The 21,167-nt window shown below is 71.6% G+C and carries 21 protein-coding genes; 13 read left to right on the top strand and 8 right to left on the bottom strand.

Annotation, left to right across the window (positions count from 1 at the left end):
- Window positions 1–53: 53 nt before the first annotated feature.
- Complete coding sequence (locus tag A4U64_RS06255) at window positions 54–596, top strand: dihydrofolate reductase family protein (protein WP_065922331.1); 543 nt, start codon at window positions 54–56, stop codon at window positions 594–596.
- 5 nt (window positions 597–601) lie between these two features.
- On the opposite strand, the gene A4U64_RS06250 is transcribed toward A4U64_RS06255, so the two are convergent.
- The 3 genes from A4U64_RS06250 to A4U64_RS06240 all read right to left on the bottom strand — a co-directional run bounded on the left by A4U64_RS06250 (window position 602) and on the right by A4U64_RS06240 (window position 2,475).
- On the bottom strand, window positions 602–1,612 hold the full coding sequence (locus A4U64_RS06250; protein WP_065923421.1) for an endonuclease/exonuclease/phosphatase family protein: 1,011 nt from the start codon (window positions 1,610–1,612) through the stop codon (window positions 602–604).
- 223 nt (window positions 1,613–1,835) lie between these two features.
- Entirely contained in the window at window positions 1,836–2,189 is a 354-nt protein-coding gene (locus tag A4U64_RS06245) for a YtxH domain-containing protein (RefSeq protein ID WP_006930917.1), read from the bottom strand.
- Between the two features lie 58 nt (window positions 2,190–2,247).
- Window positions 2,248–2,475 carry a hypothetical protein gene (locus tag A4U64_RS06240; protein WP_051446102.1) on the bottom strand — a complete coding sequence of 76 codons (228 nt, stop codon included), beginning with the start codon at window positions 2,473–2,475 and terminating at the stop codon, window positions 2,248–2,250.
- A 629-nt stretch (window positions 2,476–3,104) separates the two neighbouring features.
- Between A4U64_RS06240 and A4U64_RS06235 the strand changes: the two genes are divergently transcribed.
- The 4 genes from A4U64_RS06235 to mgtA all read left to right on the top strand — a co-directional run bounded on the left by A4U64_RS06235 (window position 3,105) and on the right by mgtA (window position 8,853).
- Window positions 3,105–4,211, top strand: a complete 1,107-nt coding sequence (locus A4U64_RS06235; RefSeq protein ID WP_043800519.1) for a DNA glycosylase AlkZ-like family protein — start codon at window positions 3,105–3,107, stop codon at window positions 4,209–4,211.
- 154 nt (window positions 4,212–4,365) lie between these two features.
- Window positions 4,366–4,710 carry a YciI family protein gene (locus A4U64_RS06230; protein WP_043800623.1) on the top strand — a complete coding sequence of 115 codons (345 nt, stop codon included), beginning with the start codon at window positions 4,366–4,368 and terminating at the stop codon, window positions 4,708–4,710.
- On the top strand, window positions 4,707–5,978 hold the full coding sequence (locus A4U64_RS06225) for an RNA polymerase sigma factor (RefSeq protein ID WP_043800523.1): 1,272 nt from the start codon (window positions 4,707–4,709) through the stop codon (window positions 5,976–5,978). Before A4U64_RS06230 ends, A4U64_RS06225 begins: the two co-directional genes overlap by 4 nt.
- Before the next feature lie 217 nt (window positions 5,979–6,195).
- Window positions 6,196–8,853: a magnesium-translocating P-type ATPase gene (gene mgtA / locus A4U64_RS06220; RefSeq protein WP_043800526.1), complete on the top strand. Its 2,658-nt coding sequence runs from the start codon at window positions 6,196–6,198 to the stop codon at window positions 8,851–8,853.
- A gap of 98 nt (window positions 8,854–8,951) precedes the next feature.
- On the opposite strand, the gene A4U64_RS06215 is transcribed toward mgtA, so the two are convergent.
- On the bottom strand, window positions 8,952–9,380 hold the full coding sequence (locus tag A4U64_RS06215) for a hypothetical protein (RefSeq protein ID WP_043800627.1): 429 nt from the start codon (window positions 9,378–9,380) through the stop codon (window positions 8,952–8,954).
- A gap of 96 nt (window positions 9,381–9,476) precedes the next feature.
- Complete coding sequence (locus A4U64_RS06210; protein WP_065922330.1) at window positions 9,477–10,274, bottom strand: hypothetical protein; 798 nt, start codon at window positions 10,272–10,274, stop codon at window positions 9,477–9,479.
- Window positions 10,275–10,315: 41 nt separating this feature from the next.
- Between A4U64_RS06210 and A4U64_RS06205 the strand changes: the two genes are divergently transcribed.
- The gene (locus tag A4U64_RS06205) at window positions 10,316–11,314 is read left to right on the top strand and encodes a GNAT family N-acetyltransferase (RefSeq protein ID WP_065922329.1); all 999 of its coding nucleotides are present in this window, start codon (window positions 10,316–10,318) and stop codon (window positions 11,312–11,314) included.
- Between the two features lie 16 nt (window positions 11,315–11,330).
- Here the strand turns inward: A4U64_RS06205 and A4U64_RS06200 are convergent, their stop codons facing one another.
- Entirely contained in the window at window positions 11,331–12,155 is an 825-nt protein-coding gene (locus tag A4U64_RS06200; protein ID WP_065923420.1) for an alpha/beta fold hydrolase, read from the bottom strand.
- A gap of 115 nt (window positions 12,156–12,270) precedes the next feature.
- Between A4U64_RS06200 and A4U64_RS06195 the strand changes: the two genes are divergently transcribed.
- From A4U64_RS06195 to A4U64_RS06185, 3 genes are all read left to right on the top strand, one after another.
- Window positions 12,271–12,909: a TetR-like C-terminal domain-containing protein gene (locus tag A4U64_RS06195; protein WP_084648604.1), complete on the top strand. Its 639-nt coding sequence runs from the start codon at window positions 12,271–12,273 to the stop codon at window positions 12,907–12,909.
- Window positions 12,910–12,975: 66 nt separating this feature from the next.
- Window positions 12,976–13,329 carry a GntR family transcriptional regulator gene (locus A4U64_RS06190; RefSeq protein WP_006930948.1) on the top strand — a complete coding sequence of 118 codons (354 nt, stop codon included), beginning with the start codon at window positions 12,976–12,978 and terminating at the stop codon, window positions 13,327–13,329.
- Complete coding sequence (locus A4U64_RS06185) at window positions 13,326–14,330, top strand: DUF1648 domain-containing protein (protein WP_065922328.1); 1,005 nt, start codon at window positions 13,326–13,328, stop codon at window positions 14,328–14,330. The genes A4U64_RS06190 and A4U64_RS06185 overlap by 4 nt, the downstream gene beginning before the upstream one ends.
- A gap of 153 nt (window positions 14,331–14,483) precedes the next feature.
- On the opposite strand, the gene A4U64_RS06180 is transcribed toward A4U64_RS06185, so the two are convergent.
- A complete protein-coding gene (locus tag A4U64_RS06180) occupies window positions 14,484–15,806 on the bottom strand; it encodes an aminotransferase-like domain-containing protein (RefSeq protein WP_065922327.1) in 1,323 nt (440 codons plus the stop codon).
- 147 nt (window positions 15,807–15,953) lie between these two features.
- On the opposite strand from A4U64_RS06180, the gene A4U64_RS06175 reads away from it, so the two are divergent.
- Together A4U64_RS06175 and A4U64_RS06170 are read left to right on the top strand one after the other, a co-directional pair.
- Entirely contained in the window at window positions 15,954–17,180 is a 1,227-nt protein-coding gene (locus A4U64_RS06175; RefSeq protein WP_232334175.1) for a benzoate/H(+) symporter BenE family transporter, read from the top strand.
- A 120-nt stretch (window positions 17,181–17,300) separates the two neighbouring features.
- Entirely contained in the window at window positions 17,301–17,765 is a 465-nt protein-coding gene (locus tag A4U64_RS06170; RefSeq protein ID WP_006930966.1) for a GNAT family N-acetyltransferase, read from the top strand.
- A gap of 471 nt (window positions 17,766–18,236) precedes the next feature.
- On the opposite strand, the gene A4U64_RS06165 is transcribed toward A4U64_RS06170, so the two are convergent.
- On the bottom strand, window positions 18,237–19,805 hold the full coding sequence (locus A4U64_RS06165; RefSeq protein WP_065922325.1) for an HD domain-containing phosphohydrolase: 1,569 nt from the start codon (window positions 19,803–19,805) through the stop codon (window positions 18,237–18,239).
- Between the two features lie 137 nt (window positions 19,806–19,942).
- Here A4U64_RS06165 and A4U64_RS06160 point away from each other — a divergent pair, with 137 nt between their 5' ends.
- Together A4U64_RS06160 and A4U64_RS06155 are read left to right on the top strand one after the other, a co-directional pair.
- Entirely contained in the window at window positions 19,943–20,674 is a 732-nt protein-coding gene (locus tag A4U64_RS06160) for a hypothetical protein (protein WP_065922324.1), read from the top strand.
- A gap of 75 nt (window positions 20,675–20,749) precedes the next feature.
- Window positions 20,750–21,157, top strand: a complete 408-nt coding sequence (locus A4U64_RS06155) for a hypothetical protein (protein ID WP_230304501.1) — start codon at window positions 20,750–20,752, stop codon at window positions 21,155–21,157.
- Window positions 21,158–21,167 lie beyond the last annotated feature (10 nt).

The raw sequence follows: 21,167 nt of genomic DNA, 5'->3' as shown, positions 1-21,167 counted from the left end.
GTCCGGCAGTCGGTACGGACAGAATCGAGACACCGCGAGCGGAAGGCAGGCCGATGAGCAAGCTGCTGTACTCGGCGACGACGTCGGTCGACGGATTCATCGCCGGTCCCGGCGGCGACATGTCGTGGCTGGTGCCGTACCTCGGACCGGATCCGGCGATCGACGACCTCGTCGGCGAGATCGGCGCGCTCCTCGTCGGCAACCGCACCTTCCGCGGCGACGACCCGCACAAGGGCACACCCGCCGAGGGCGAGGCGTTCGGTGGCGGCTGGAGCGGACCGCAGTTCGTGCTCACCCACCACCCTCCGGCCGAGCCGGTCCCGGGCGTGACGTTCGTCGGTGACCTCCACGCGGCCGTGGCCGCGGCCACCACGGCCGCGGGCGGGAAATACGTCAACGTGCTCGGCGCCGACGTCGCCCGGCAGTGCCTCGAGGCCGGCCTGCTCGACGAGATCTTCGTCTGCATCGCGCCGGTCCTGCTCGGCGACGGCGTCCGGCTGTTCGACCGCCCGGGCGGAACCCCGCTCGCGCTGGAACGTCTCGTCGCGACCCGCGGGCCCGTCGCGACCGACATCCGGCTGCGGGTCGTGCGGTGAGGCCGCTATCCACCTTCGACAGGACTCTCGTCGCCGGACGGCGGAGGGAGCCGGATCCCGGCGACGAGGCCGTGATGATCGGAGCCGGGCAGCTCGATCCGTTCGAGGGCGGTCGCCGTGGCGCCCCGCGTGAGGATGTGATCGATCCCGACGAGGGCCGGGTAGCGGCGGTCCGCCGGATACGTCGGCACGAGCCCGCCGCCGACCCGGTCCGCGGCGTGCACGTACCCGTCGTCGAGCAGGTCGCGGAAGCGGGTGTGCGAGTACGTCGCGTTGAAGTCCCCGCTGACCACGACCGGGGCCGTGCCGGACACCGACTCGAGCTCCGCGTCCAGTCGTTCCAGCTCGGCCGCCCACGCCGGAGCGGGTGTCAGGCACGGCGGCGCGGGATGCACCGCGTACAGGATCAGCGGGCGTCCGGGACCGGTGTCCAGAGTCGCGGTCAGGTTCGTCGGCCCGAACCCGTCGAGCTTCCGGCCGGCCGAGACGGGAAACCTGCTGTAGATCCCGGCGCCCGCACCGCCGGTCGGCGTCGGGGCCAGAAAGCGATGCGGTAGCAGGTCGTCGAGCCCCGCGACCTGCAGCGCGGCCACCGCGCCGTCGGTCAGCTCCTGCACGGTGAGGACGTCGATCTGTCGCTCGCGCACCGTCCGGACCAGCGCATCGGAGTCGACCTGCCCGACCATGAGATTGGCCTGCATCACGCGGATGGTGGGACCGGATGCGGCGTCCGGCCCGTCGCCCGGGACGCCGGGCAGGTACAGCGGTCCCAGGGTCCATGCGCCGGCCGCGACGACGACGAGTGCCGACGCCAGCAGTACCGGTCGCCGGGCGAGCGCGGCGGCGATCGCGCCCGCCACCGTCCCGAGCAGCAGGTACGGACCCAGCGACGCCCATGCGATCACGGCGTTGTTCTCCACGTCCGACGCGAAGGCCATGAGCGCGGTGAGCCCTGACGCCGTCGTGACGACCGCGAAGAGGACGGCGATCCGTCGCGCCGGCGGCGGTCTCACCATCATCACAACCTCGCATGCCGCAACCGCGCCGAGTTGCCGACCCCGATCCGGGACACCCGCCGGCACCGTGACCGGGCAAAGCCGGCGTTCCGCCGGCGATCCTCAGTATCGCGGGCCTCCTTCCGGGGCGGGAGTGTGCAGCGACGTCCGCGCCCCGAACACACCCGCGTCCGTGATTCCGGCGCGCGGGGGGGCCGCGTCGCCGAGGGCCTCATTGGCGGGCTCAGTTGTTCGGACCGAGGCTCGGCTGGTCGTCCGTCGTCGGAGGAACAGTCGGTTCCATAGCCGCCGGAGCGGATGCCGCAGCCTCGGTCAGCGGTACACCGGTGGCAGTGCCGGTGCCCGTACCCGAACCTCGGTGGGCCGCCTTCTTCGCCAGCGCCTCGACCCTGTGCTGCACCTGAGGCACCTTGTCTTTCGCGGTCTGCGTCGCACCGCTCACCTTCTCGTGCACCGCGGGGTTGTGCCAGAGGCCGAGGGACTGATCCCTCATCTTCTCGTAGGTCTGCCGCCCGGCACGGGTACCGAGGACGAAGCCTACGGCCGTCCCGGCGGCGAAGATCACTGCTCGGACCATGCTTTCTCTCCCTTGTTCGACGAGTGCCGAGATTCGATTCGGAGGCCGCGACGAATTCCTACGGACCGGTCGCCTCTACCCTGTCGGCGCCGCCACCGCCGCGGGTACGGCAACCGACGGCGTGTGTGCCGGCGCAGACCAGCACTACGACCACCGTCCACAGCAGTGATCCGAACACCCATATGCCGACGGTGATCCCGCTGCCCACCCACAGGCCGTCGAGCACCGCGATCGACAACGGCTGCAGCACCAGCGCGTCCTCGTCACCGACAGCTTTCCCCTGCATTCGACCGCTCCTCGCCCTGTCCCCCTGTGAACCGCGAGCCCCCGCCCCTTCTCAGCGCCGTCGCCCCACCCCGCAACCGCGATCGATCCCCCTGTCCCGGGAAGCCGATCCGAGGTAAGCCGGCCACCCCGTTGCCACCCGGAAACTGCTGGGGCAAGACCGAGTTCAAGACCGGAGAGGTGGCGGTACCGATGTCGCCGCGCACGTGGATCGCCGGAGGCCGACCGATTCGTCGATCCACCGCCGAATCGAACCGCTCGTGCCCGAGATCTCACCGAGCGCCCCGCCGAGGTCCGCACCGGCCCGTGCGCGAATACAACAGCACCATCGCAACCCTCCGGTCCCGGTCCCCTGCCAGGAACGGCCTGGCACATAGCCCTGCAACACATCCCGGAGTCGGCGACCGCCCACCCTGTCACCCGTCACAACGATAGAGCAGGCAGCGGGGCTGTCGCAGAGGAACGGAGCCCGCATGTTCTGGGCGGACCCTGGACACGCCGGTAGTCCGCGCGGCAGCACGGGCGGGCCGATGTCGCCGACAATGTCGTTGTCGGGATCGTCGTTGCCGGGATCGCCCGCACCGGCGCGTCCGGGGACACCACGGCGACGACAGGATCGGAGGGCCGGAAGTGGTTGTCACGACACTCGGCCGACGTCGGATCCTCGGCTACCGGGCCGCGGCCCAGGGACTCGACCGGACCTCCGCCGGGCGAGATCGGGTGCTTGCGCTCGGGGTCCAGGACACCCCGTACGGATCGGCCCGCGACGCGCTCGCCGCACGATCGGACGACGCCGCGGCAGAACATGATTCACTCGTCCTCGTATGGTCGTGGCGCGGGGCGCCGCACCTGCATCGGCCCGGGGATCTCGCGTTTCTCGCCGCGGCCCTCTGGCCGGTGAACGACACCGACGCCACGACACGTATCGGGACCGGGCAGATCCGCGAGGGCGCCCAGCGCGGCCTGCGCGCATTCACCGAGGCGGCCGAGGCCATGGGCGCCGCGCTCACCGGCCCGATGACCAAGGGAGAGCTGAGTGCGGCGGTCAGCGCGGCGGTTCCCGCCGACCTCACCTATCACTGCCCCTCGTGCAGAACCCGCCACATCTCCGGTGCGCTGTTCCAGCAGGTCGGTCTCGCGGCGCGCGTGCGGGTCTGCCCACAGGGCCGCAGCACCCACCTCGACGTCCTGCCCGCAGGGATCGGACCGGATGCGGTGCCCGACCGCGCCGAGGGCACCGCTGCCGCCCTGCACCGGTACGCCGACGTGCTGGCGCCGGTCACACCGGCCGGGCTGGCGGCCTTCCTGGGCACCGACATCGCAACGATTCGCGCGGTCCTGCCCGACGATCTGGTTCCGGTGAAGGGCCCGGCCGGGACGGGCCTGGTGCCGGCCTCGGCGGTCGCTGACCTCGACGGGGCCGCCGACGTGCGAGCGACCCGCCTGCTGCCGCCCGGCGATCCGTGGCTGCAGGCCCGGGACAGGGAGTTCCTGGTGCCGGACCGAGCGCGCCGAAAGGCGATCTGGCGCCCGATCGGCAGCCCCGGTGTCGTCCTCGTCGACGGGGAGATACGAGGGATCTGGCGGGCGAGGGCCACGCCACGGGACACGCTCGCGGTGTCGGTCGAGCCGTTCGAGCCGCTGTCCGTGCGGACGCGGGACGAACTCGAGGCCGAGGCGCAGCGACTGGCCCGCGCCCGGGAGCGCACCGGCGCGACGGTGGGGTATGCCGGCTGACGATCCGGCGACCGCGCCCGGACGTGCCACCGGATGTCGGGGTCGCCGTCGACAATGAACCGGTACCCCTGTCGATCCGACGCCGTCCCGTTCGTCGTCATGTCGTACGGCAACCCTGCCGCACAGGACACTCACCCAACGAGAGGTGCTCACCATGAAGTACATGCTGCTGATCAACGCCGCATCGGCCGACGCAGGCGACCAGTGCAGCGTCGAGGAGTGGATGGTCTACGACAAGCAGATCCAGGAGACCGGAATCGTCGTCGCCTCGGAGTCGCTCGCGGACCTGACCACCGCGACGACCGTGCGGGTCGGCCCCGACGGTGCGCGTGCCGTCACCACCGACGGGCCGTTCGCCGAGACGCGCGAGGTCCTCGGGGGCTTCTACGTCGTCGACGTGCCCGACCTCGACGTCGCGCTGGACTGGGCGGCCCGCTGTCCCGGGGCGCGCGGCGGCGGATCCGTGGTGGTGCGGCCGATCGCCGACTTCGGGCAGTGACCGCGACGGACGGGCCGGGTGCCGGCGCCCGGGTCGACGCCGCCGTGGAAGCGGTGTTCCGGGAGGAGCGCGGTCGGCTGCTCGCCGCGCTCGTCCACCGCTTCGGCGACCTCGACCTGGCCGAGGACGTCGCCGCCGAGGCGATCGAGGCGGCGCTGGTGCACTGGCCCGTCCGGGGCGTACCGGCCAAGCCGGGGGCCTGGCTGCTGACGACGGCGCGGCGCAAGGCCGTGGACCGGCTCCGGCGGGATCAGGTGTACGCCGCCCGGCTCGCCGTTCTGCAGGTGGATTCGGAACGGGCCGCCCCCTCCCACACCCCGGACGCCGGCAGTGAGATGCCCGACGAACGCCTGCAGTTGTTCTTCACCTGTGCCCACCCGGCGCTGCCGGCCGAGGACCGGGTGGCACTGACCCTGCGGTGCCTGGCCGGGCTCGAGACACCCGAGGTGGCGCGTGCCTTTCTCGTCCCGACCGCGACGATGGCCCAGCGGATCGTACGGGCGAAGAAGAAGATCCGGCAGGCCCGTATCCCGTTCCGGGTGCCGGATCCGGACGAGCTGCCGGCGCGACTGCCGGGCGTGCTACAGGTGCTCTACTCGGTCTTCACCGAGGGATACGTAGCCAGCTCGGGGCCGGACCTGCAGCGTCTCGACCTCGCCGAGGAGTCGATCCGATTGGTCCGGATCCTGCGCCGACTGCTGCCCGGCGAGCGGGAGGTGACCGGACTGCTCGCTTTGATGCTGCTGATCCATGCGCGACGCGACGCCCGGACCGGCCCGGACGGCGACATCGTTCTGCTCGCGGATCAGGATCGCGCACGGTGGGACCACGCCCTGATCGCCGAGGGCACCGCCCTCGTGCCCGTGGCGCTGACCGGCGGCCTGCCGGGCCCGTACGGAGTGCAGGCCGCGATCGCGGCGCTGCACGACGAGGCCCCCGGCGCCGCATCCACCGACTGGCCGCAGATCGTCGCGCTCTACGACGTCCTGTCCGCCCTGGCACCGTCGCCGGTCGTCGCGGTGAACCGCGCCGTGGCGGTGGCGATGCGCGACGGTCCCGAGGCCGGCCTGGCGCTGCTCGACGCACTCGCCGACGAGCCCCGGCTGCGCGGCTACCACCCGTATTCCACCGCGCGCGGCGAACTGCTGCACCGGCTCGGCCGCGACGACGAGGCCGCCGTCGCCTACCGGCGGGCGCTCGAGCGGGCCGGAACCGAACCCGAACGGGAGCACCTGCGCCGGCGGCTGGACGAGACCGGCAGGTCGTGACCGGGACGAACCCGTGGTTGCCCGCGTCTGTACGCGGACCGCTCCGAACGTAGCCGGGACCGGTTAAGTTTGCGGCCATGCAGGCAGCGGCGAGGCGGATGCTGTGCCGGACAGGGTGCGGCGGTGCGGGTGACGTGCCTGCGCGGTTGAGCAGGGGCAGGATGTCCGTTGTCGTCGCACTGCACGGGCGAGTCGCGGCACCGATCGGTATGGCCGGATGACCGGCCTCCCGGTCCTGCACATCGCCGCGGCCGACGCCGCGGCCGGTGAGAGCACCGACGTGCTGTCCCGTCTGCAGAGTTCGTCCACCGGTCTGAGCAGCGCCGACGCGGCCGCCCGGCTGGCGGTGGCCGGACCGAACGCGGTGCGCAGCCACGGCGTGAGTGCCCTGGCGGTGTTGGGGCGGCAACTGCGCAGCGCGCTGTTGCTGCTGCTGTCCGCGACCGCGGTCGCATCGTTCTTTCTCGGCGACCGCAACGACGCCGTCATCATCGGGGTCATCCTGCTGGCGAGCATCGGGTTGGGCTTCGTCAACGAGTACCGCGCCGAACGCGCCAGCGCCGCACTGCACTCGAGGCAACGGCACACCGTGGTGGTGCTGCGCGACGGCGCCGCTGCCACGATCGACGTCACCGAACTGGTGCCCGGCGATGTGGTGCACCTCGTCCTGGGCGAGCTCGTGCCAGCCGACCTGCGCCTGCTCAGCGCGACCGGGCTCGAATGCGACGAGAGTGTCCTGACCGGCGAATCGGAGCCGGCCGCCAAGTCCGTGGACCCGGTGCCGCCGGGAACGGCCCTGGCAGATCTGGCCGGGTGCGCATTCATGGGCACCGTCGTCCATGCCGGCACCGGGACGGGGGTGGTCGTCGCCACCGGCGCGGACGCCGAGTTCGGGCGCATCGCGGTCGGGCTCGGTGAACGCGAGCCGGAGACCGAGTTCCAGATCGGGCTGCGGCGCTTCTCGGTGCTGCTGCTGCAGGTCGCCGTCGCTCTGACCGCGACGATCGTGGTCACCAACCTGGTGCTGCAGCGCCCGCTGATCGAGTCGCTGCTGTTCGCCTTCGCCATCGCGGTGGGCATCACTCCGCAGCTGCTGCCGGCGGTGGTGAGCACCTCCCTCGCCGAAGGTTCCCGACGCCTGGCCCGCCGCAAGGTTCTGGTCAAACGTCTGGTGTGCATCGAGGACCTCGGTGACATCGACATCCTCCTCACCGACAAGACCGGCACCCTCACCGACGGACGGATCGGTTTCCGCGAGGCGCTGGCCCCCTCCGGTGCTCCCAGCTCGGCGGCGCTGTTGCACGGCCTGCTCGCCACCGAGACGGACACCGACACCGCCGGCGGTGTCCGTCTCGGTTCGAACGCGCTGGACACCGCCCTGTGGGCGGCGGCAGGTCCCACCGGCCCGGTCGCGGACGGGTACACCCGGCTGGCCACCCTGCCGTTCGACCACGAGCGACGCATGTCCTCGACGCTGGTGCGCGGTCCCGACGGCGAGTCCTTGATCGTGGTCAAGGGCGCGCCCGAGACCGTGCTCGATCGCTGCGCCGACGTCGGTACCGCCGCGCACACGGTGCTGAACGGCCTGTTCGCCCAAGGCAGCCGCGTCGTCGCCGTGGCGTCCAAACCCGCGCCCGGCCACGCCGATCGGCTCGTCCCCGACGACGAACACGGCCTGATCCTGACCGGCTTCCTCGTTTTCCTCGACCGGCCGAAGACCTCCGCGGCCGCTTCGCTGACCCGGCTCGCCGCCCTCGGCATCACCGTCAAGGTGGCCACCGGCGACAACCCGCAGGTCGCCGAGAAGGTCTGCGCCGACCTCGGGCTCGTCTCCGGCGGCAGCCTGACCGGCTCCGACCTCGCAGGTCTCGACGACGCGCAGTTCAGCGAGGCAGCATTGCGGGCCACCATCTTTGCCCGGGTCTCCCCGGAGCAGAAGGCGCGACTGGTCGAGACCCTGCGCACCCACGGCCGGTCGGTCGGATTTCTCGGCGACGGCGTCAACGACGCGCTGGCCCTGCACACCGCGGACGTCGGCATCTCCGTCGATTCCGCCACCGATGTGGCCAAGGACGCCGCGGATGTGGTGCTGCTCGAGAAGGATCTCGGAGTGTTGGCGGACGGCGTCACGGAAGGGCGGCGTACCTTCACCAACACGATCAAGTACGTGCTGATGAGCACGTCGAGCAATTTCGGCAACATGTTCAGCGCCGCGGCGGCCTCGGCGGTGCTGGATTTCCTGCCGATGCTGCCGAGCCAGATCCTGCTCAACAACCTGCTCTACGACACCAGCCAGCTCGCGATTCCCGGTGATCGCGTCGACGAGGAACAACTGCACGCACCCTCGCATTGGGACATCGCGTTCATCCGCCGGTTCATGCTGTTCTTCGGCCCGATCAGCTCGCTGTTCGACTTCATCACCTTCGGGATCATGCTCGGGGTGTTCGCTGCCGGGCCGGAGCTGTTCCACACCGGTTGGTTCGTCGAATCCCTGGCCACCCAGACCCTGATCGTGTTCGCGATCCGCACCCGCCGCGTCCCGTTCCTGCGCAGCCGGCCCAGCCTGGGACTGGTGCTCACCGTCGCCGGGGTGCTTGCGGTCGGTATCGCGATCACGGTCTCCCCGCTCGGCGCGGACCTGGGGTTCACGCCCCTGCCGATCGGGTTCTTCCTCACCCTGGTCGTGCTGGTGATCGGCTACCTGGTGCTGATCGAGTATGCCAAGCGCGTGTTCTACGCCGAACCGATGCGGTATCTGCCGGCAGTGCGGTGGCGCGGTCACGAACACCGGATCCACCGGCGCGCAGCCCGGTTCAGCACCCCCACCCACCTTCGGGCGCCGACACCGCCCACACCGGCACCGCCGGTGCGGTGACTTCGGCCCGCTGCCGGCCGAACATCACAGCCCGAGCATCGAACCGGCGCTGGTGCCGGCGGTCGGCCCCCGATCGCCTCGGGGGCCGGGGAGGACGATCAGTGGGGGGCGGCGGTCGACCCACCGGATCGATTGCCGAACGGATGGCGCCAATCGGGTGAGTTGGACGGCGAGCCCCCGGGCGGCGGCGGGGCGGCGCTGCCGGGCTGCGGTGCGGAGGACCGGTCGTACTCGTGCCTCGCAGCGGTGGTCTCGAGGCGGGATTCTTTCAGTTCGCGGCGAGCGAGCCGACCTCGACGCGAGGTCCGCTGCGCACCGGCGAGCAGGAGACTCAGCCCGACCGCTCCGATCGCACCGACGACGATGCCGTAGAGGAACAGTGCACCGGTCGAACCGGTGACGTGGTACCCGAAGACGACGAAGCTGTCGTCGGTCAGTGCATGGGCGGCGCCGGTGTTGCCCAACACCCCGGCCACACCGATGATCACGGCGGCGAGGAGAACGACGAGTCCGAAGATGATGAGCATGACGGCCTCCATGGCCAGGGGAGTGTGTATCTCTCCAGTCAACGCCGGGTTCGCACCGTTGTCGACCGGCTGTCGTGGAAGTCGTTGCTCCTGCCGCTAGCCGTCGAAGCCGCTGCGGGCGGCCCAGCCCGACGCGGCGAACGACTGTCGCAGGGCGGCGCGCAGGTCCGCTTCACCCGCAAGGGCTTTCATCGCGGACCGGTACTCGTGCGGGCGCCGGCCGACGAGCGCGGCGAACCCGGCACAGTGGCGCAGGAGCGCGGCGAACAGCGCCTCCTGGGACCGCAGCCGCAGCGGCGGCGCCCCCGGCGGCGCGAGGGCGCCCCACTTCGAGACGTACACGCCGAAGGACGCCGGCCGCTGTCCGCCGTCGATCTCCAGCCGGCACTCGTCGGCGGTCACGGTACGTCGCGTGTAGTTCGGCTCCGTCGCGTCGAGGCACGCGAGCTGGTCTCGGTCGAGCAGCGACGCGAACACCGGGGTGCGGGTCCCCGGCCGCCGGAACGCGGTCGCCGCGACGTAGCCGGCCACGCTGACGTGGGCGCTGTGCCCGACGGCGATGCCCTCGACCGTCGCGCGCAGGAACGGCACGGTGGTGTCGACGTTTCCGGCCGTGAACTTGCGCCGCACGACCGCCGGGCACGCGTTCGAGCCCACCGCGACGACGAGGTGCCGGTCGCCGACGCCGGCGACGCCGGCCCGGCGCAGCGCCTCGTCGAGCATCGAGTCCTCGCGCCCGTCCAGCCGTGCCGCACCGAGGCCGGCTCCCGGCCGGGGACGTGCCCGGTGATAGCCGTCCCCCCGGAGCAGACCACTGCCCGGCGCGGCCGTCCCGGGATAGAGCCAGGGGGCGGCCGCGAAATCCCCACAGTCCGTTCCGGCGGTAGAACCCACCTTCCCAGTATGGCGCCGCGAACGCGCGGTACCCTCCGGCCGTGCAGATCGAACCGCGTCCCATCGACGACGCCGAGGTGCAGTCCCTGATCGACGAGGTGCAGCTCGAGTACGTCCGTCGCTACGGCGGACCGGACCACACGTCGCTGCATCCGGAGGAGTTCACCCCGCCGCACGGCGTCTTCCTGCTCGCCCACGGCGGCGGCTCGCCGGCGGGGATCGGTGGCTGGCGCGCCCGCGACTCGGCGCATCCGGGACTGCGCGACGGCGACGCCGAGATCAAGCGCATGTACGTGCGGGAAGGCGCCCGCCGCCGGGGCGTGGCCCGACGGATCCTGGCCGAACTCGAACGCACCGCCGTCGAGGCGGGCCGGCGTCGGATGGTGCTCGAGACCGGCACCGAGCAGCCCGAGGCTCTCGCCATGTATGCCGCCGCCGGATACGAGCCGCTGCCCGAACGGTTCGGCAAGTACGCGTACTCCGCATCGTCGCTGTACTTCTTCAAGGACCTCGCGCTGCCCGGCGACGACGCGCCCCGCGTCCGTCCCGCACTCGCGGCGGAGCTGCCGGTTCTTCAGGACATCGAGCGCGCGGCCGGCCGCGCGTTCGCGGACCTCGGAATGGACGCCGTCGCCGCCGACCCGCCGCCCACGCTCGAGGAGCTGCACGAGTATGTGGCCGGCGGGCGCGCCTGGGTGTGTCTCGACGGCCACGACCGCCCGGTGGCATACCTGCTCGCCGATGTCGTCGACGGCACCGCCCACATCGAGCAGGTGTCGGTGCATCCGGACCATGCGCGCCGCGGGCTCGGCCGGGCCCTGATCGACCATCTCGCCGGCTGGGCGCGTGTCCGCGAACTGCCCGCCCTGACGCTGACCACCTTCGCCGACGTCCCGTGGAACGGGCCGTACTACCGGCGGCTCGGCTTCCGGTACCTGCGCGACGACGAACTCGGCCCGGGGCTGCGGCAGATCCGGCGCGACGAGGCCGCCGGGGGTATGGACCGGTGGCCCCGCGCGGCTATGCGACGCGAACTCTGAAGTTCTGCAAGACGTCTCACGTGCGGCGCGGTACCGCGGCGGCCCAGAATCGCCGCACCAGGTCCGTCGTCTCGGCCGGCGCCTCGAGCGGTACGAGGTACGCGGCGCCGTCGACGACGGCGCAGGACCCGTCGGGTAGCAGCAGGCTCGCCGCGCGTGCCTGCTCGGGCGTCCAGCCCTTGTGATCGCTGCCGGTGACGAACAGGGTCGGGACCGACACCCGTGGGAGCCGCTCGGTGAGGTCGGGCCGGTGCAGCGAGATGGAGACGACGGCGTTGCGCAGCGCGGCCCGGTCCGCGCGGACGAGACAGTCCTCGACGAGTGCGACCGCCTCCGGGTCGCGCTCCCTCGTTGCGGCGGAGAGCAATACGTTCGTCACGCCGGACCGGATGAACCCGGCGGCGCCGAGCGTCCGGTAGGCGGCGAGGAGGAACAGCGTGCGCGCGTGCTCCGCCCGGTTCAGCGCCTGGACGGGCGTTCCCAGCGTCACCAGCGTCCGGCACCTCGACGCCGCGTCGGTCGCGAAGACGATGCCGACGTGGCCGCCCCAGGCATTGCCGACCCAGTCGACGGGTTCGTCGATACCGAGGGCGTCGAGCACGGTGACGGCCGCCGCGGCGCATTCCCCGGTGGTGTAGCGCCGGCCGGGGTCACCGCTCGCCCCGTGCCCGGGACCGGTGACCACGACGAGGCGCCGGTCGATTCCCAGCGCGTCTTCGACTCTGCTCCAGGATCTTTCGTCGACGAACAGGCTGTGCCAGAGCACCGCGGGCCGGCCCTCCCCGTGCACGCGGACGGCGAGTGGACCCACCTCGGTCGAGATCTTCTGCATCCGTGTCATGACCGCCACCACCTCCGGTGCGACTCGGGTTGACACTGTCAATTGCTATGGTCCCGCGGTAGGTTGACACTGTCAATGGGCGGAGCCGCGCACGCCGGGAAGGGCTGGTGGACGGATGACCGACACGCTCGACGAACGGCTGCTCCGAGCCGCGCTCGAACTGCTGAGGGAGCAGCCGGCCGAACGCCTCAGCCTCCGCCGGGTGGCGCAGCACCTGGACGTGAGCCACCAGGCGCCCTACGTGCACTTCGGGAACAAGCGCCGGTTCCTCGCGGCCGTGGCGGGCACCGGACTGCAGGGCGCCGCGGCAGAGGCGGCCGCCGCCGTCGAGGCAGCCGGATCCGATCCACGGTGCCGGCTGCACGCGCTCACCGACGCCTACCTGCGGTTCGTCCGGGAACGCCCGCACGTGCACGACCTGGCCTACGGGCCCACGGTCGACAAGGCCGATCACCCGCGCCTGCAACAGGCGGCCGCCGACTACTGGCGTCTGTTGCGCGGCACCGTGGCGGCCTGCCAGCCCGAGGGTGTGGAGGAGGCCGAGGTGCTGCGGCGGTGCGCCGCCACGTGGGGCACCGTCTACGGCATCGCCCGGCTGACCACACTGCACCAGATCCCCGCGTCGGTCCCCGGCGACCGCGACGGCCTGTTGCACGAGGCCGTCGACGTGCTCCACCGGGGCTGGCAGGCCGGCGACTCGGCCGGGATCCCGGGACAGGACCCGTCTTCCCCGTCGCCGCCGGGTCGCCGGTGACCGCACCGGCCCGACGCCGCCGTTAGCCGACTTGTTCTATTTCAAATAGAACAATATGCTTGTCGCGTGCTCATCAGACTGGACCCGAACTCGCCGGACCCGTTGTTCGTGCAACTGGCCGCGGCCGTGCGCGGCGCGGTGGCCCGGGGCGAGGTCCGGGCGGGCGAGCGCCTCCCCGGCGCGCGCGACCTCGCCGCATCGCTCGGCCTCAACGTCCACACCGTGTTGCGGGGGTACCAGCAACTGCGCGACGAAGGCCTGGTGGAGCTGCGCCGCGGACGCGGCGCGGTCGTCACCGACCGCGCCGAAACCGGGCATGCCGCTTTGCATTCCGCCGTCGCTCAGGCCGTCGCGCACGCCAAACGCGTCGGCCTGAGCGCCGACGATCTCGTCGACCTGATCAGAACGGAGTACCGATGACAGACGATCCCGGCACCGACCAGCGCCCCACCGGCCGCATTCTCCTCAGCTCCACGGCCGCACCCCTGGCCGTCGCCGCCGCGGGCGCACTCGTGCTCCGGAGCTGGCATGCGCAGCTACCGGATCCGATCGCAACACATTGGAACCTCGACGGCACCGCGGACGGATTCGCCGGCCTCCCTGCGACGATCGCACTGTTGCTCGGGTTCGGTGTCCTGTTCGCCGCCCTCGGTTTCGGTCTCACCCGGGCCGCCGACACCGACCCTGCCCTCACCCGCGCGGTCGCCGCGACCGTCACGGGGACGGTCGCTTTCGTGACCGCCCTGATCGTGCTGGTCACCGGCTCTCAGCGGGGACTCGCGGACGCCGCCGCAGCCTCGCCGCCGGGGGCGTCTCTCCTCGCAGCACTCGGCATCGGCGTCGCCCTCGGGGCCGTTGCCGCCGCGGCGGTGCCCCGGTGGTCGCGCGGACCTGCCTCTCCCCCGGCCGCCGATGCACCGCGAATTCCCCTCGGCGCAGACGAACTCGTCGCGTGGACCCGATCGGTGGCCACCGGCAACGTCACAACGATCGTGCTCGTCGCGGCGATCGGTATCGTCGCCGCCCTCGGCGTGCTCACACGCCTGTGGATCCTGCTGGGCCTGGCCGTGCTGCTCGCCGTGCTGGTCGCGCTGACCTGCTCGATCCGCGTCACCGTCGACGTCCGCGGGGTCACCGTCGCGGGCCTGTTCGGGTGGCCGCACCTGCACACCCCGCTCGGTGCCATCGCCTCCGCCTCCGTCACCGACGTGGCACCGCTGAAGCACTTCGGGGGCTACGGATACCGCATGGCGGTACTGGGCCCGCTGCGCGGCGCCCGAGGGTTCGTCCTGCGCGGCGGCCCCGCGCTGGTGCTGCACCGGCGCGACGGCGCACGCACCCTGGTCGTGGTCGACGATGCCGCGACCGCCGCCGGCCTCGTCAACGCCCTCGTCGAGACAGGACCGAGGCACCCCCAGTAGATTCCCGTGGAACATCTCACCTGCGGGCGGCGGAGAGTCCGGCACCGTCGATCATCCGCCGGCCACCAGGTTGAGCGATCCGAGCTGCACAACACATCAACAACCAACCGGGCGCAATTCCCGGAGCGGGACGCTGCTTCGCACCACCGAACCTCACCGCTGGAGGATTTCGGAGAGCCGCCTGATGCCTTCGGCGATCTGGGCTTCGGTTGCGGCCCCGTAGGAGAAGCGCAGGAACGGTGCGGGTGGTTCGTCCACGAAGAAGTGACTCCCGTCTCCGATGAGTACCCCGGCCGCGTACGCGGCGGTGCAGATCTCGCGGGTATCTGCGCCCTGGGGCAGCCTGGCCCACAGGTGAAGGCCACCGCGCGGGACGCACGGGATGCGGATGCCGGGCGTCGTGGCGTGGATCGCGGAGGCAAGTGCGTCGCGTCGCGTCGCGAGCTCTGCGCGCAGGCGTTTCAGGTGCCGGGGCCACGCATTCGAGGTCAGGAGACCGCAGGCGATTTCCTGCACCAGCGGCGCGACGCAGAGGTCGTCGGCGGTGCGAGAGGCCCGGAGCCGTTCACCTGCCGGGCCGCGCGCGATGACCGCGCCGAGCCTGAGACCTGGGGAGGCAGACTTCGAAAGGGTGAGGATCGATACGACGTGTCCGTGGGGGTCTTCGGTGAAGAGAGAGGGTGGGGCCTGTCCGTCGATTCCGAGGTGTCTGGCCCAGTCGTCCTCGATGATGAACGCGCCGTGTCGGGCGGCGAGTTCGAGCACCTGCTTCCGGCGCTCTGCACCGAGGACCGCGCCGGTGGGGTTCGCGTAGTTCGGCTGGAGGTAGACCACTCGCGCTCGCGTGCGTTCGAGTTCGTCGGCGAGACGGTCGACCAGGATCCCGTCGGCGTCGGCGGGCACCGACGAGAGGTTCAGGCCCGCGCTCTGCGCAGCGAGAATCGCGCCCGGATAGCTCGGACTCTCGGTGATGACCGCCGACCCCGGCTCGGCGAGTGTGCGCATCGTGAAGACGAGGCCCTGCTGCCCGCCGGAGACCACAAGCACGTCGTTCGGGTCGGCGCGGTATTCGGAGGCGAGGATCCGCCGCAGTTCCGGCGATCCCGCTGGCGGCGTCATCATCCAGGCACGACCGCTCTTCGCCGCACGCGAGCCGATGCGATGCAGTTCCTCGTTCGGCTGTAGTTCGGGGGCGAGGTATCCCCAGGAGAGCGGGATGTGGTCGGGAGTACCGTAGCCGCCCAGGCGAGCGGCCCGGTCGGCGTCCACTCTGGCGCGGCCGAGCGCCTGAGACTGCCAGGAGAAGTCCGGTTCCGGTAGTCGTTCGCGGCCCGCCACGAACGTTCCCCGTCCGGGCTCAGCCCGGACCAGCCCGAATGCGCTCAGTTCCGAGAGAGCTGCCGAGACGGTGGCTGCACTCGCCGCGAACTCTCCGGAGAGTTCGCGGACACCCGGCAGTTTCTCCCCGATATGCATCGTCGCGATCCGCTGGCGGAGGCGTGCCGCGATTTCCGACGCTCTGTTATCATTCGACATGACGCTAGTAAATAACGTTACTCAAGTTTCCGCAAGATTGTTACGCCATCGAGCGGGCGTGACGTCGGCAGTCTCGGCGGCGCACCGATGAGCCGGGGTTCCTCTGTGCTGCGGGATGTCTCAGTCTCCGCGGTCGTCGCGGGCTTCCTCTCGGCGCTCATCAACTTCGCAGGCCCGTTCCTGATCGTGCTCGAAGCCACTCGCGCATCGGGTCTGAACGAGGCGCAGACCGCGTCGTGGGTCTGGGCGGTGGCGATCGGCAACGGCGTGTGCAGCATCGCGCTGAGCCTGTTCACCCGTATCCCGGTGATCGTCGCTTGGTCGACGCCCGGAGCGGCGCTGCTGATCGCCTCGCTCGGCGGCTTCTCGTTCACCGAGGCCGTCGGCGCGTTCCTCGTCGCCTCGGTCGCCGCCGCAGTGGTCGGGTACACGGGCTGGTTCGGCCGGCTACTCGCCAGGGTGCCCGGCCCGGTGCTACAGGCTCTGCTCGCCGGGATCCTGCTGCCCTTCGTCGTGACCGCAGCGGGCGCCTTCACGAGCGCGCCGCTGATCGCGGGGAGCATCGTCGTCGCCTTTTTCCTCGGCAAGCGCTTCTTCGACCGATACGCAGTGCTCGCCGGACTCGTCGCCGGGCTCGCGGCGACCGGGGCGACCGGATCCTTCCGCGAGGTCGCGCCGTCGCTCGCGCTCGGCGGCCCTGTGTTCACGATGCCGGCATTCACCCCGGCCGCGCTCGTGAGCATCGCGCTGCCGCTGTTCATTGTCACGATGGCCTCCCAGAACGCACCCGGGCTCGCACTGCTCCACTCGCAGGGGTACGAGCCGAACGACCGCCTGCTCGTCGGTGCCATCTCGACGGTCTCGGCGATCCTCGCGCCCTTCGGCTGCCACGGCATCAACCTCGGCGCGATCACGGCGGCGATCGCGCTCGGCCCCGAGTCGCATCCGGATCGCGCACAGCGTTACATCGCGGGCCTATCGGGCGGCCTCACCTATCTGCTCGTCGGCTCGTTCGGGGGCGTGCTCGTGGCCGGGTTCCGGGCGATCCCGAGCGAAACGGTTTCGGTTCTTGCTGCCGTCGCCCTGCTGGGCTCTGCCCTCACCGCACTGAAGGGGGCGATGGGCGGCGATACCCGCACCGGGATCGCGGCCCTGACCACGCTCGCGGTCACCATGTCGGGCGTCGTGTTCTTCAGCGTCGGTGCCGCGTTCTGGGGCCTCGTCGCGGGCAGCGCCGTGTACCTCCTGCTGGCCCCACGCCAGCCGGGAACCCGAACAGGCAAGGAAAGAAAGGAGAACGCAGTGATGACGTGACCGAAGCCTGAGCGCGCCGCATCCCGCATCGGATATTCGATCCTCGCGGGCGGAGAACGCTCGGACAGTACCTGGCAGTACCGCTCTGCCGAGACCTTCAACCACCGATAGGAGCCACCCATGGCAACGACCACCATTCCGACGATCCGGCCGCTCGCCCCTGCCGACGAGTGCCGCTGGCGTGTCCTCTTCCGCGAGTACCGCGAGTTCTACAAGCTGCCCGAGTCCGAGGACATCGTCTCCCGCGCATGGGGATGGTTCATGGATCCCCGACACGAATGCAAGGCTCTCGTTGCGGAAGCGGACGGCGAGATCCTCGGGTTTGCACACCATCGCCGGTTCTCCTCGCCCTACACCGGCACCACCGGCCTCTTCCTCGACGACCTGTTCACCGACCCCGCAGCCCGAGGCCGGGGCGTCGGACGTGCACTGATCGGCCGTCTCACCGAGATGGCCACCGCCGAGGGTCGCGCCGTGGTGCAGTGGGTGACCGCCGAAGACAACCACCAAGCCCAGGCGCTCTACAACACCCTCGCCACGCGAACGAGCTGGGTCACCTACGAGGCCGAACCTTCTGCGAAGTGAGCACTGCACCATGAAACCGCTGCCGCCGGAGACCCTCCGAGTGGTAGCACAGGGCGGCGGAAATGCGAGTTGATCCATTCGCCTGTCCTCGACGGTATTGGGGCCGGCCCCGGAGCCGGCCCCAATACCGTCCAGCCGTGCCCTGCCTGCGGATCCCCGACCGGTAGGTCGCCGACGACGATCAGTGCGTCGACCCGTCTCCGCGCCAGCCTCGAAAACCTTTGCGGCAGAACCACATCAGGCAATCCGACGGGGTGGCGGATCATCACAAGCAGTGGCGTCCACCAATCCACCTGCCGGTGTTGGTGACCGAGTTGCCGGGTGAACGGCGCGTACCGGCCCGCCCGACCCGCTGAACCGTGCGCAGAGGCTACGGGCCGGCCGGGAAAACCTCGACGAGCGAACCGGGTTCGATGACGACCGGTCCGGCCGCGGTGCTGTGCTCCCGTCGCCCCGCCGCGGGCCGGCGGGTCACCAGGCCAGCCCGAGATCGACGGCGGCCAGGCCGGCCCGCGTGCGGTTGTCCACCCCGAGCTTGGCGTAGACGCGCTCGACGTGGTTGCGGGCCGTCTTCTCCGCGATGCACAGCTCGTCGGCGATCTGCCGGTTGGACCGGCCCCGGGCGACGAGCCGCAGCACCTCCACCTCGCGGGCGGTCAGCCCGGCCGGCCATGGCGCGCGCCGCACCCGCCGGTGCCCGGCCGCCGTCAGCACCGCCTCGACCGCCTCGGCGTCGAGGCGCCCGCGGTGGGCCTCCTGCCGCAGGCGGCCCGCCGCGTGTTCGGGGGTGAGCGCACCGCGATGCGGCCGGGGTTCCCCGAAGCGCTGGTACGTCTCCGCCGCGGCGAGGAGACGATCGGCGACACTCAGGTCGCGTCCGCGCACGCCGTTGGGATACCCGGAGCCGTCGAGGCGTTCGCGGTGCGTGGTTGCGACGGCGACGACGTCCTCCATGCCGGTGACGCGGCTGAGGATCCGCCCGGTCAGGTAGGGGTACAGCCGGACCCGCTCCCATTCGACGCCGGTGAGCGGACCGGGCTTCTCCCAGATCCGGTTGGACACCCCCATCCGGCCGAGACCGTGCACGAGCCCGGCCCGGTAGAGCACCTCGACGTCCGTCGCCGGCAGGCCGCGCAGGCGGCCCGCGGCCGCGGTCAGCTCGGCCACCGCCCGCGAATGCCCGAGCAGGCAGGGAACTTTCAGGTCGACGAAGTCTGCCATCGCACGAAGCAGCGTGTCGAGTTCGTCGCCGGCGAGGACGCGCGCACGGTCGGGCGCCCGATCCAGCGCCGCCGCCCACGCGTCCTGCTCGAGCAGACCGTCGGTGAGTTCGCCCGCGGCCTCCTGGAACACCCGCGCCACCCGCGGACAGAACTGGGTCCCGCTGCGCGCCCGCGCGACCTCGACGGCCCGCCCCGGTCCGCCGGCCCGCAGATGGACCTCGGAGACCTCCGCGAGGTGCACGATGTGCATCTCGAGGGGGATGTCGTCGCCGCGCACACCCGCGGGCAGCCCGGCACCGTCCCACCGTTCGAACGCGTAGGCCAGGGCCGCGCCGACCTGCCGGTCGAGCCCGACCCGGTCGGACAGCGTCCCCGCCGAGGCGCAGTGCGAACCGATCAGCTCGGCCATGCGACGGCGGGCGGTCAGCAGGAACGCGACGACCTCGACCCCGCGACGCGCGCCGTCGAGCCCGCGCCCGACGTGGCTGGTCAGCATCCGCAGGAACGGCAGCCCCCTCATGTCGACCCCGTAGGTATCGGCGCGGAGTGCGATGTCGTCGCCGAACAGCTGCGCCAACTCGTGCGAGTCCGCGTGGCAACCGATCCAGGCGACGAGGTTCGCGTAGTAGACGACGGCCTGCTGCCGTGCGTCCAGGCCCATGCGCTCGGCGATCCGTCCGGCCAGCACGGCGGACCGCAGCATGTGCTCCATCGGCTGCCCCAGGCCCAGGTCGATCGCCAGGGACAGCGCCGCGAGCAGCTCGGCGCGCCGCGGCCCGTCCCGCGGGCCCGGAGACGACTCGCTCCTGCGCTGCACGGCCCCATTGTCCTCCGCCGCCTGAGCCGGGGCGCAGGGCCGGACGGATGCCGAAGATGAGGCATCGGCCCCATGCTTCCGGTCACGACGCGGCGCACGATCGGGAGGACCGTATTCGTACGCCGAGGGAGGACGAGATGAAGACCACACCGCAGGAAGCCGCCGAGGAGCCCCGCGCCCTGCCCCAGGTCGCCGGCGAGCGGTTCACCGGGTATGCCGTGATCGGGGCGCCGTTCGCCAGCGGGCACTGTCTGGCGCTGCGCCGGTTCACCGCCGGGTCGGTGGGCCCCGCCTTCACCGCGGTCTGGCACCGCGACCCGCAGGGCCACTGGACCGTCTACAGCGATGCCGCGCCGGAGCACGGATGCGCCCGCTACCTCGGCGCCGCCCTCACCCGGACGGTGCGCACCGACGTCGCCGCCGAGTGGACCGGCCCGTCCCGGTTGCACATCACGGCGGGCGACGACGTCGTCTGGGACGTGCGGGTGTCCTCGTCGCCGGCCACCACCCTGGCGACCCTGGCCGGCCGGCTGCTGCCGGGTGGGGCGTGGCACAACCCCGCGGTCCTGGCCGCCGTGGCGCGCGTCGCCGGCCCGGTCCTGGGCGCCGGCCGGATCCGGCTCACCGGCGACGTGCCGAACGGACAGTGGTTCCGCGCCGCACCGCGCCGGTTGTGGTCCGCCCGCACCCTCGCCGCGGTGGTGGGCGGCGTCGACCTCGGCGCCGACGGGCCGCTGCCCGAACAGGAGCGGCTCGGCGATTTCCGGATTCCTCAGCGCGCCCTGTTCGCGACCGTCGATGCCTGGTTCGAGCCGTTCGATCCGCTGCGGCACGCGCCGGCGTCCCCGGGCGGTGCGCTCACCTGCTGACCCGTGCCGGCACTTGCGCGTGCGATGATCTTGTGGACCATCGAGGGGGTGCCATTGTCTGAAAGCATCGTGCCGGTGACGGGTAGACGAACCACGCGGGGGGCGTCCGAGGACCCTGTGTACGTTCCGCTGCGCAGCATCTCCGAGGCGGCGGCGACGCTGCAGGAGTCGGTGGCGCGGCAGAACGCCACGGACTACTACGAGGTCCGCGCGGCGATGGATGCGGAGTACTACTGGCGCGCCGTGGTGCAGACCTTTCAGATCGCCGACGAGTCGTTCCTGCACGCCTCGCGCGGCACCCAGGACGGTGCCGACATCTCGGCCCACGTCATGGCCCGCGCCGCGGACTGGGTGGCGAAGACGGAACTGGCCGTCGAGGGCTCCCGGATGTACGGGGCGCTGGTCGCATTCACCCAGGGTGTGGGCGACGGGTACGCGGCGGTGGAGTCGTGGGCCGACGCCACCAAGCGAGCGAGCCGATAGGCCGCTGCGC

Origin of the sequence: Rhodococcus sp. WB1 (assembly GCF_001700945.1) — a bacterium.
In the GTDB taxonomy this organism is placed as follows: Bacteria; Actinomycetota; Actinomycetes; order Mycobacteriales; family Mycobacteriaceae; genus Rhodococcus; species Rhodococcus aetherivorans.
The sequence above is the reverse complement of the archived record's forward strand: the minus strand, read 5'-3'. Positions and strand labels throughout refer to the sequence as shown.

Excerpts from the sequence above, each read along its gene's own strand:
- A4U64_RS06255 (WP_065922331.1), top strand. The coding sequence starts at position 54 with ATGAGCAAGCTGCTGTACTCGGCGACGACGTCGGTCGACGGATTCATC.
- A4U64_RS06250 (WP_065923421.1), bottom strand. The coding sequence starts at position 1,612 with ATGGTGAGACCGCCGCCGGCGCGACGGATCGCCGTCCTCTTCGCGGTC.
- A4U64_RS06245 (WP_006930917.1), bottom strand. The coding sequence starts at position 2,189 with ATGGTCCGAGCAGTGATCTTCGCCGCCGGGACGGCCGTAGGCTTCGTC.
- A4U64_RS06240 (WP_051446102.1), bottom strand. The coding sequence starts at position 2,475 with ATGCAGGGGAAAGCTGTCGGTGACGAGGACGCGCTGGTGCTGCAGCCG.
- A4U64_RS06230 (WP_043800623.1), top strand. The coding sequence starts at position 4,366 with ATGAAGTACATGCTGCTGATCAACGCCGCATCGGCCGACGCAGGCGAC.
- mgtA (WP_043800526.1), top strand. The coding sequence starts at position 6,196 with ATGACCGGCCTCCCGGTCCTGCACATCGCCGCGGCCGACGCCGCGGCC.
- A4U64_RS06215 (WP_043800627.1), bottom strand. The coding sequence starts at position 9,380 with ATGCTCATCATCTTCGGACTCGTCGTTCTCCTCGCCGCCGTGATCATC.
- A4U64_RS06200 (WP_065923420.1), bottom strand. The coding sequence starts at position 12,155 with ATGACACGGATGCAGAAGATCTCGACCGAGGTGGGTCCACTCGCCGTC.
- A4U64_RS06195 (WP_084648604.1), top strand. The coding sequence starts at position 12,271 with ATGACCGACACGCTCGACGAACGGCTGCTCCGAGCCGCGCTCGAACTG.
- A4U64_RS06185 (WP_065922328.1), top strand. The coding sequence starts at position 13,326 with ATGACAGACGATCCCGGCACCGACCAGCGCCCCACCGGCCGCATTCTC.
- A4U64_RS06180 (WP_065922327.1), bottom strand. The coding sequence starts at position 15,806 with ATGCATATCGGGGAGAAACTGCCGGGTGTCCGCGAACTCTCCGGAGAG.
- A4U64_RS06175 (WP_232334175.1), top strand. The coding sequence starts at position 15,954 with ATGAGCCGGGGTTCCTCTGTGCTGCGGGATGTCTCAGTCTCCGCGGTC.
- A4U64_RS06170 (WP_006930966.1), top strand. The coding sequence starts at position 17,301 with ATGGCAACGACCACCATTCCGACGATCCGGCCGCTCGCCCCTGCCGAC.
- A4U64_RS06160 (WP_065922324.1), top strand. The coding sequence starts at position 19,943 with ATGAAGACCACACCGCAGGAAGCCGCCGAGGAGCCCCGCGCCCTGCCC.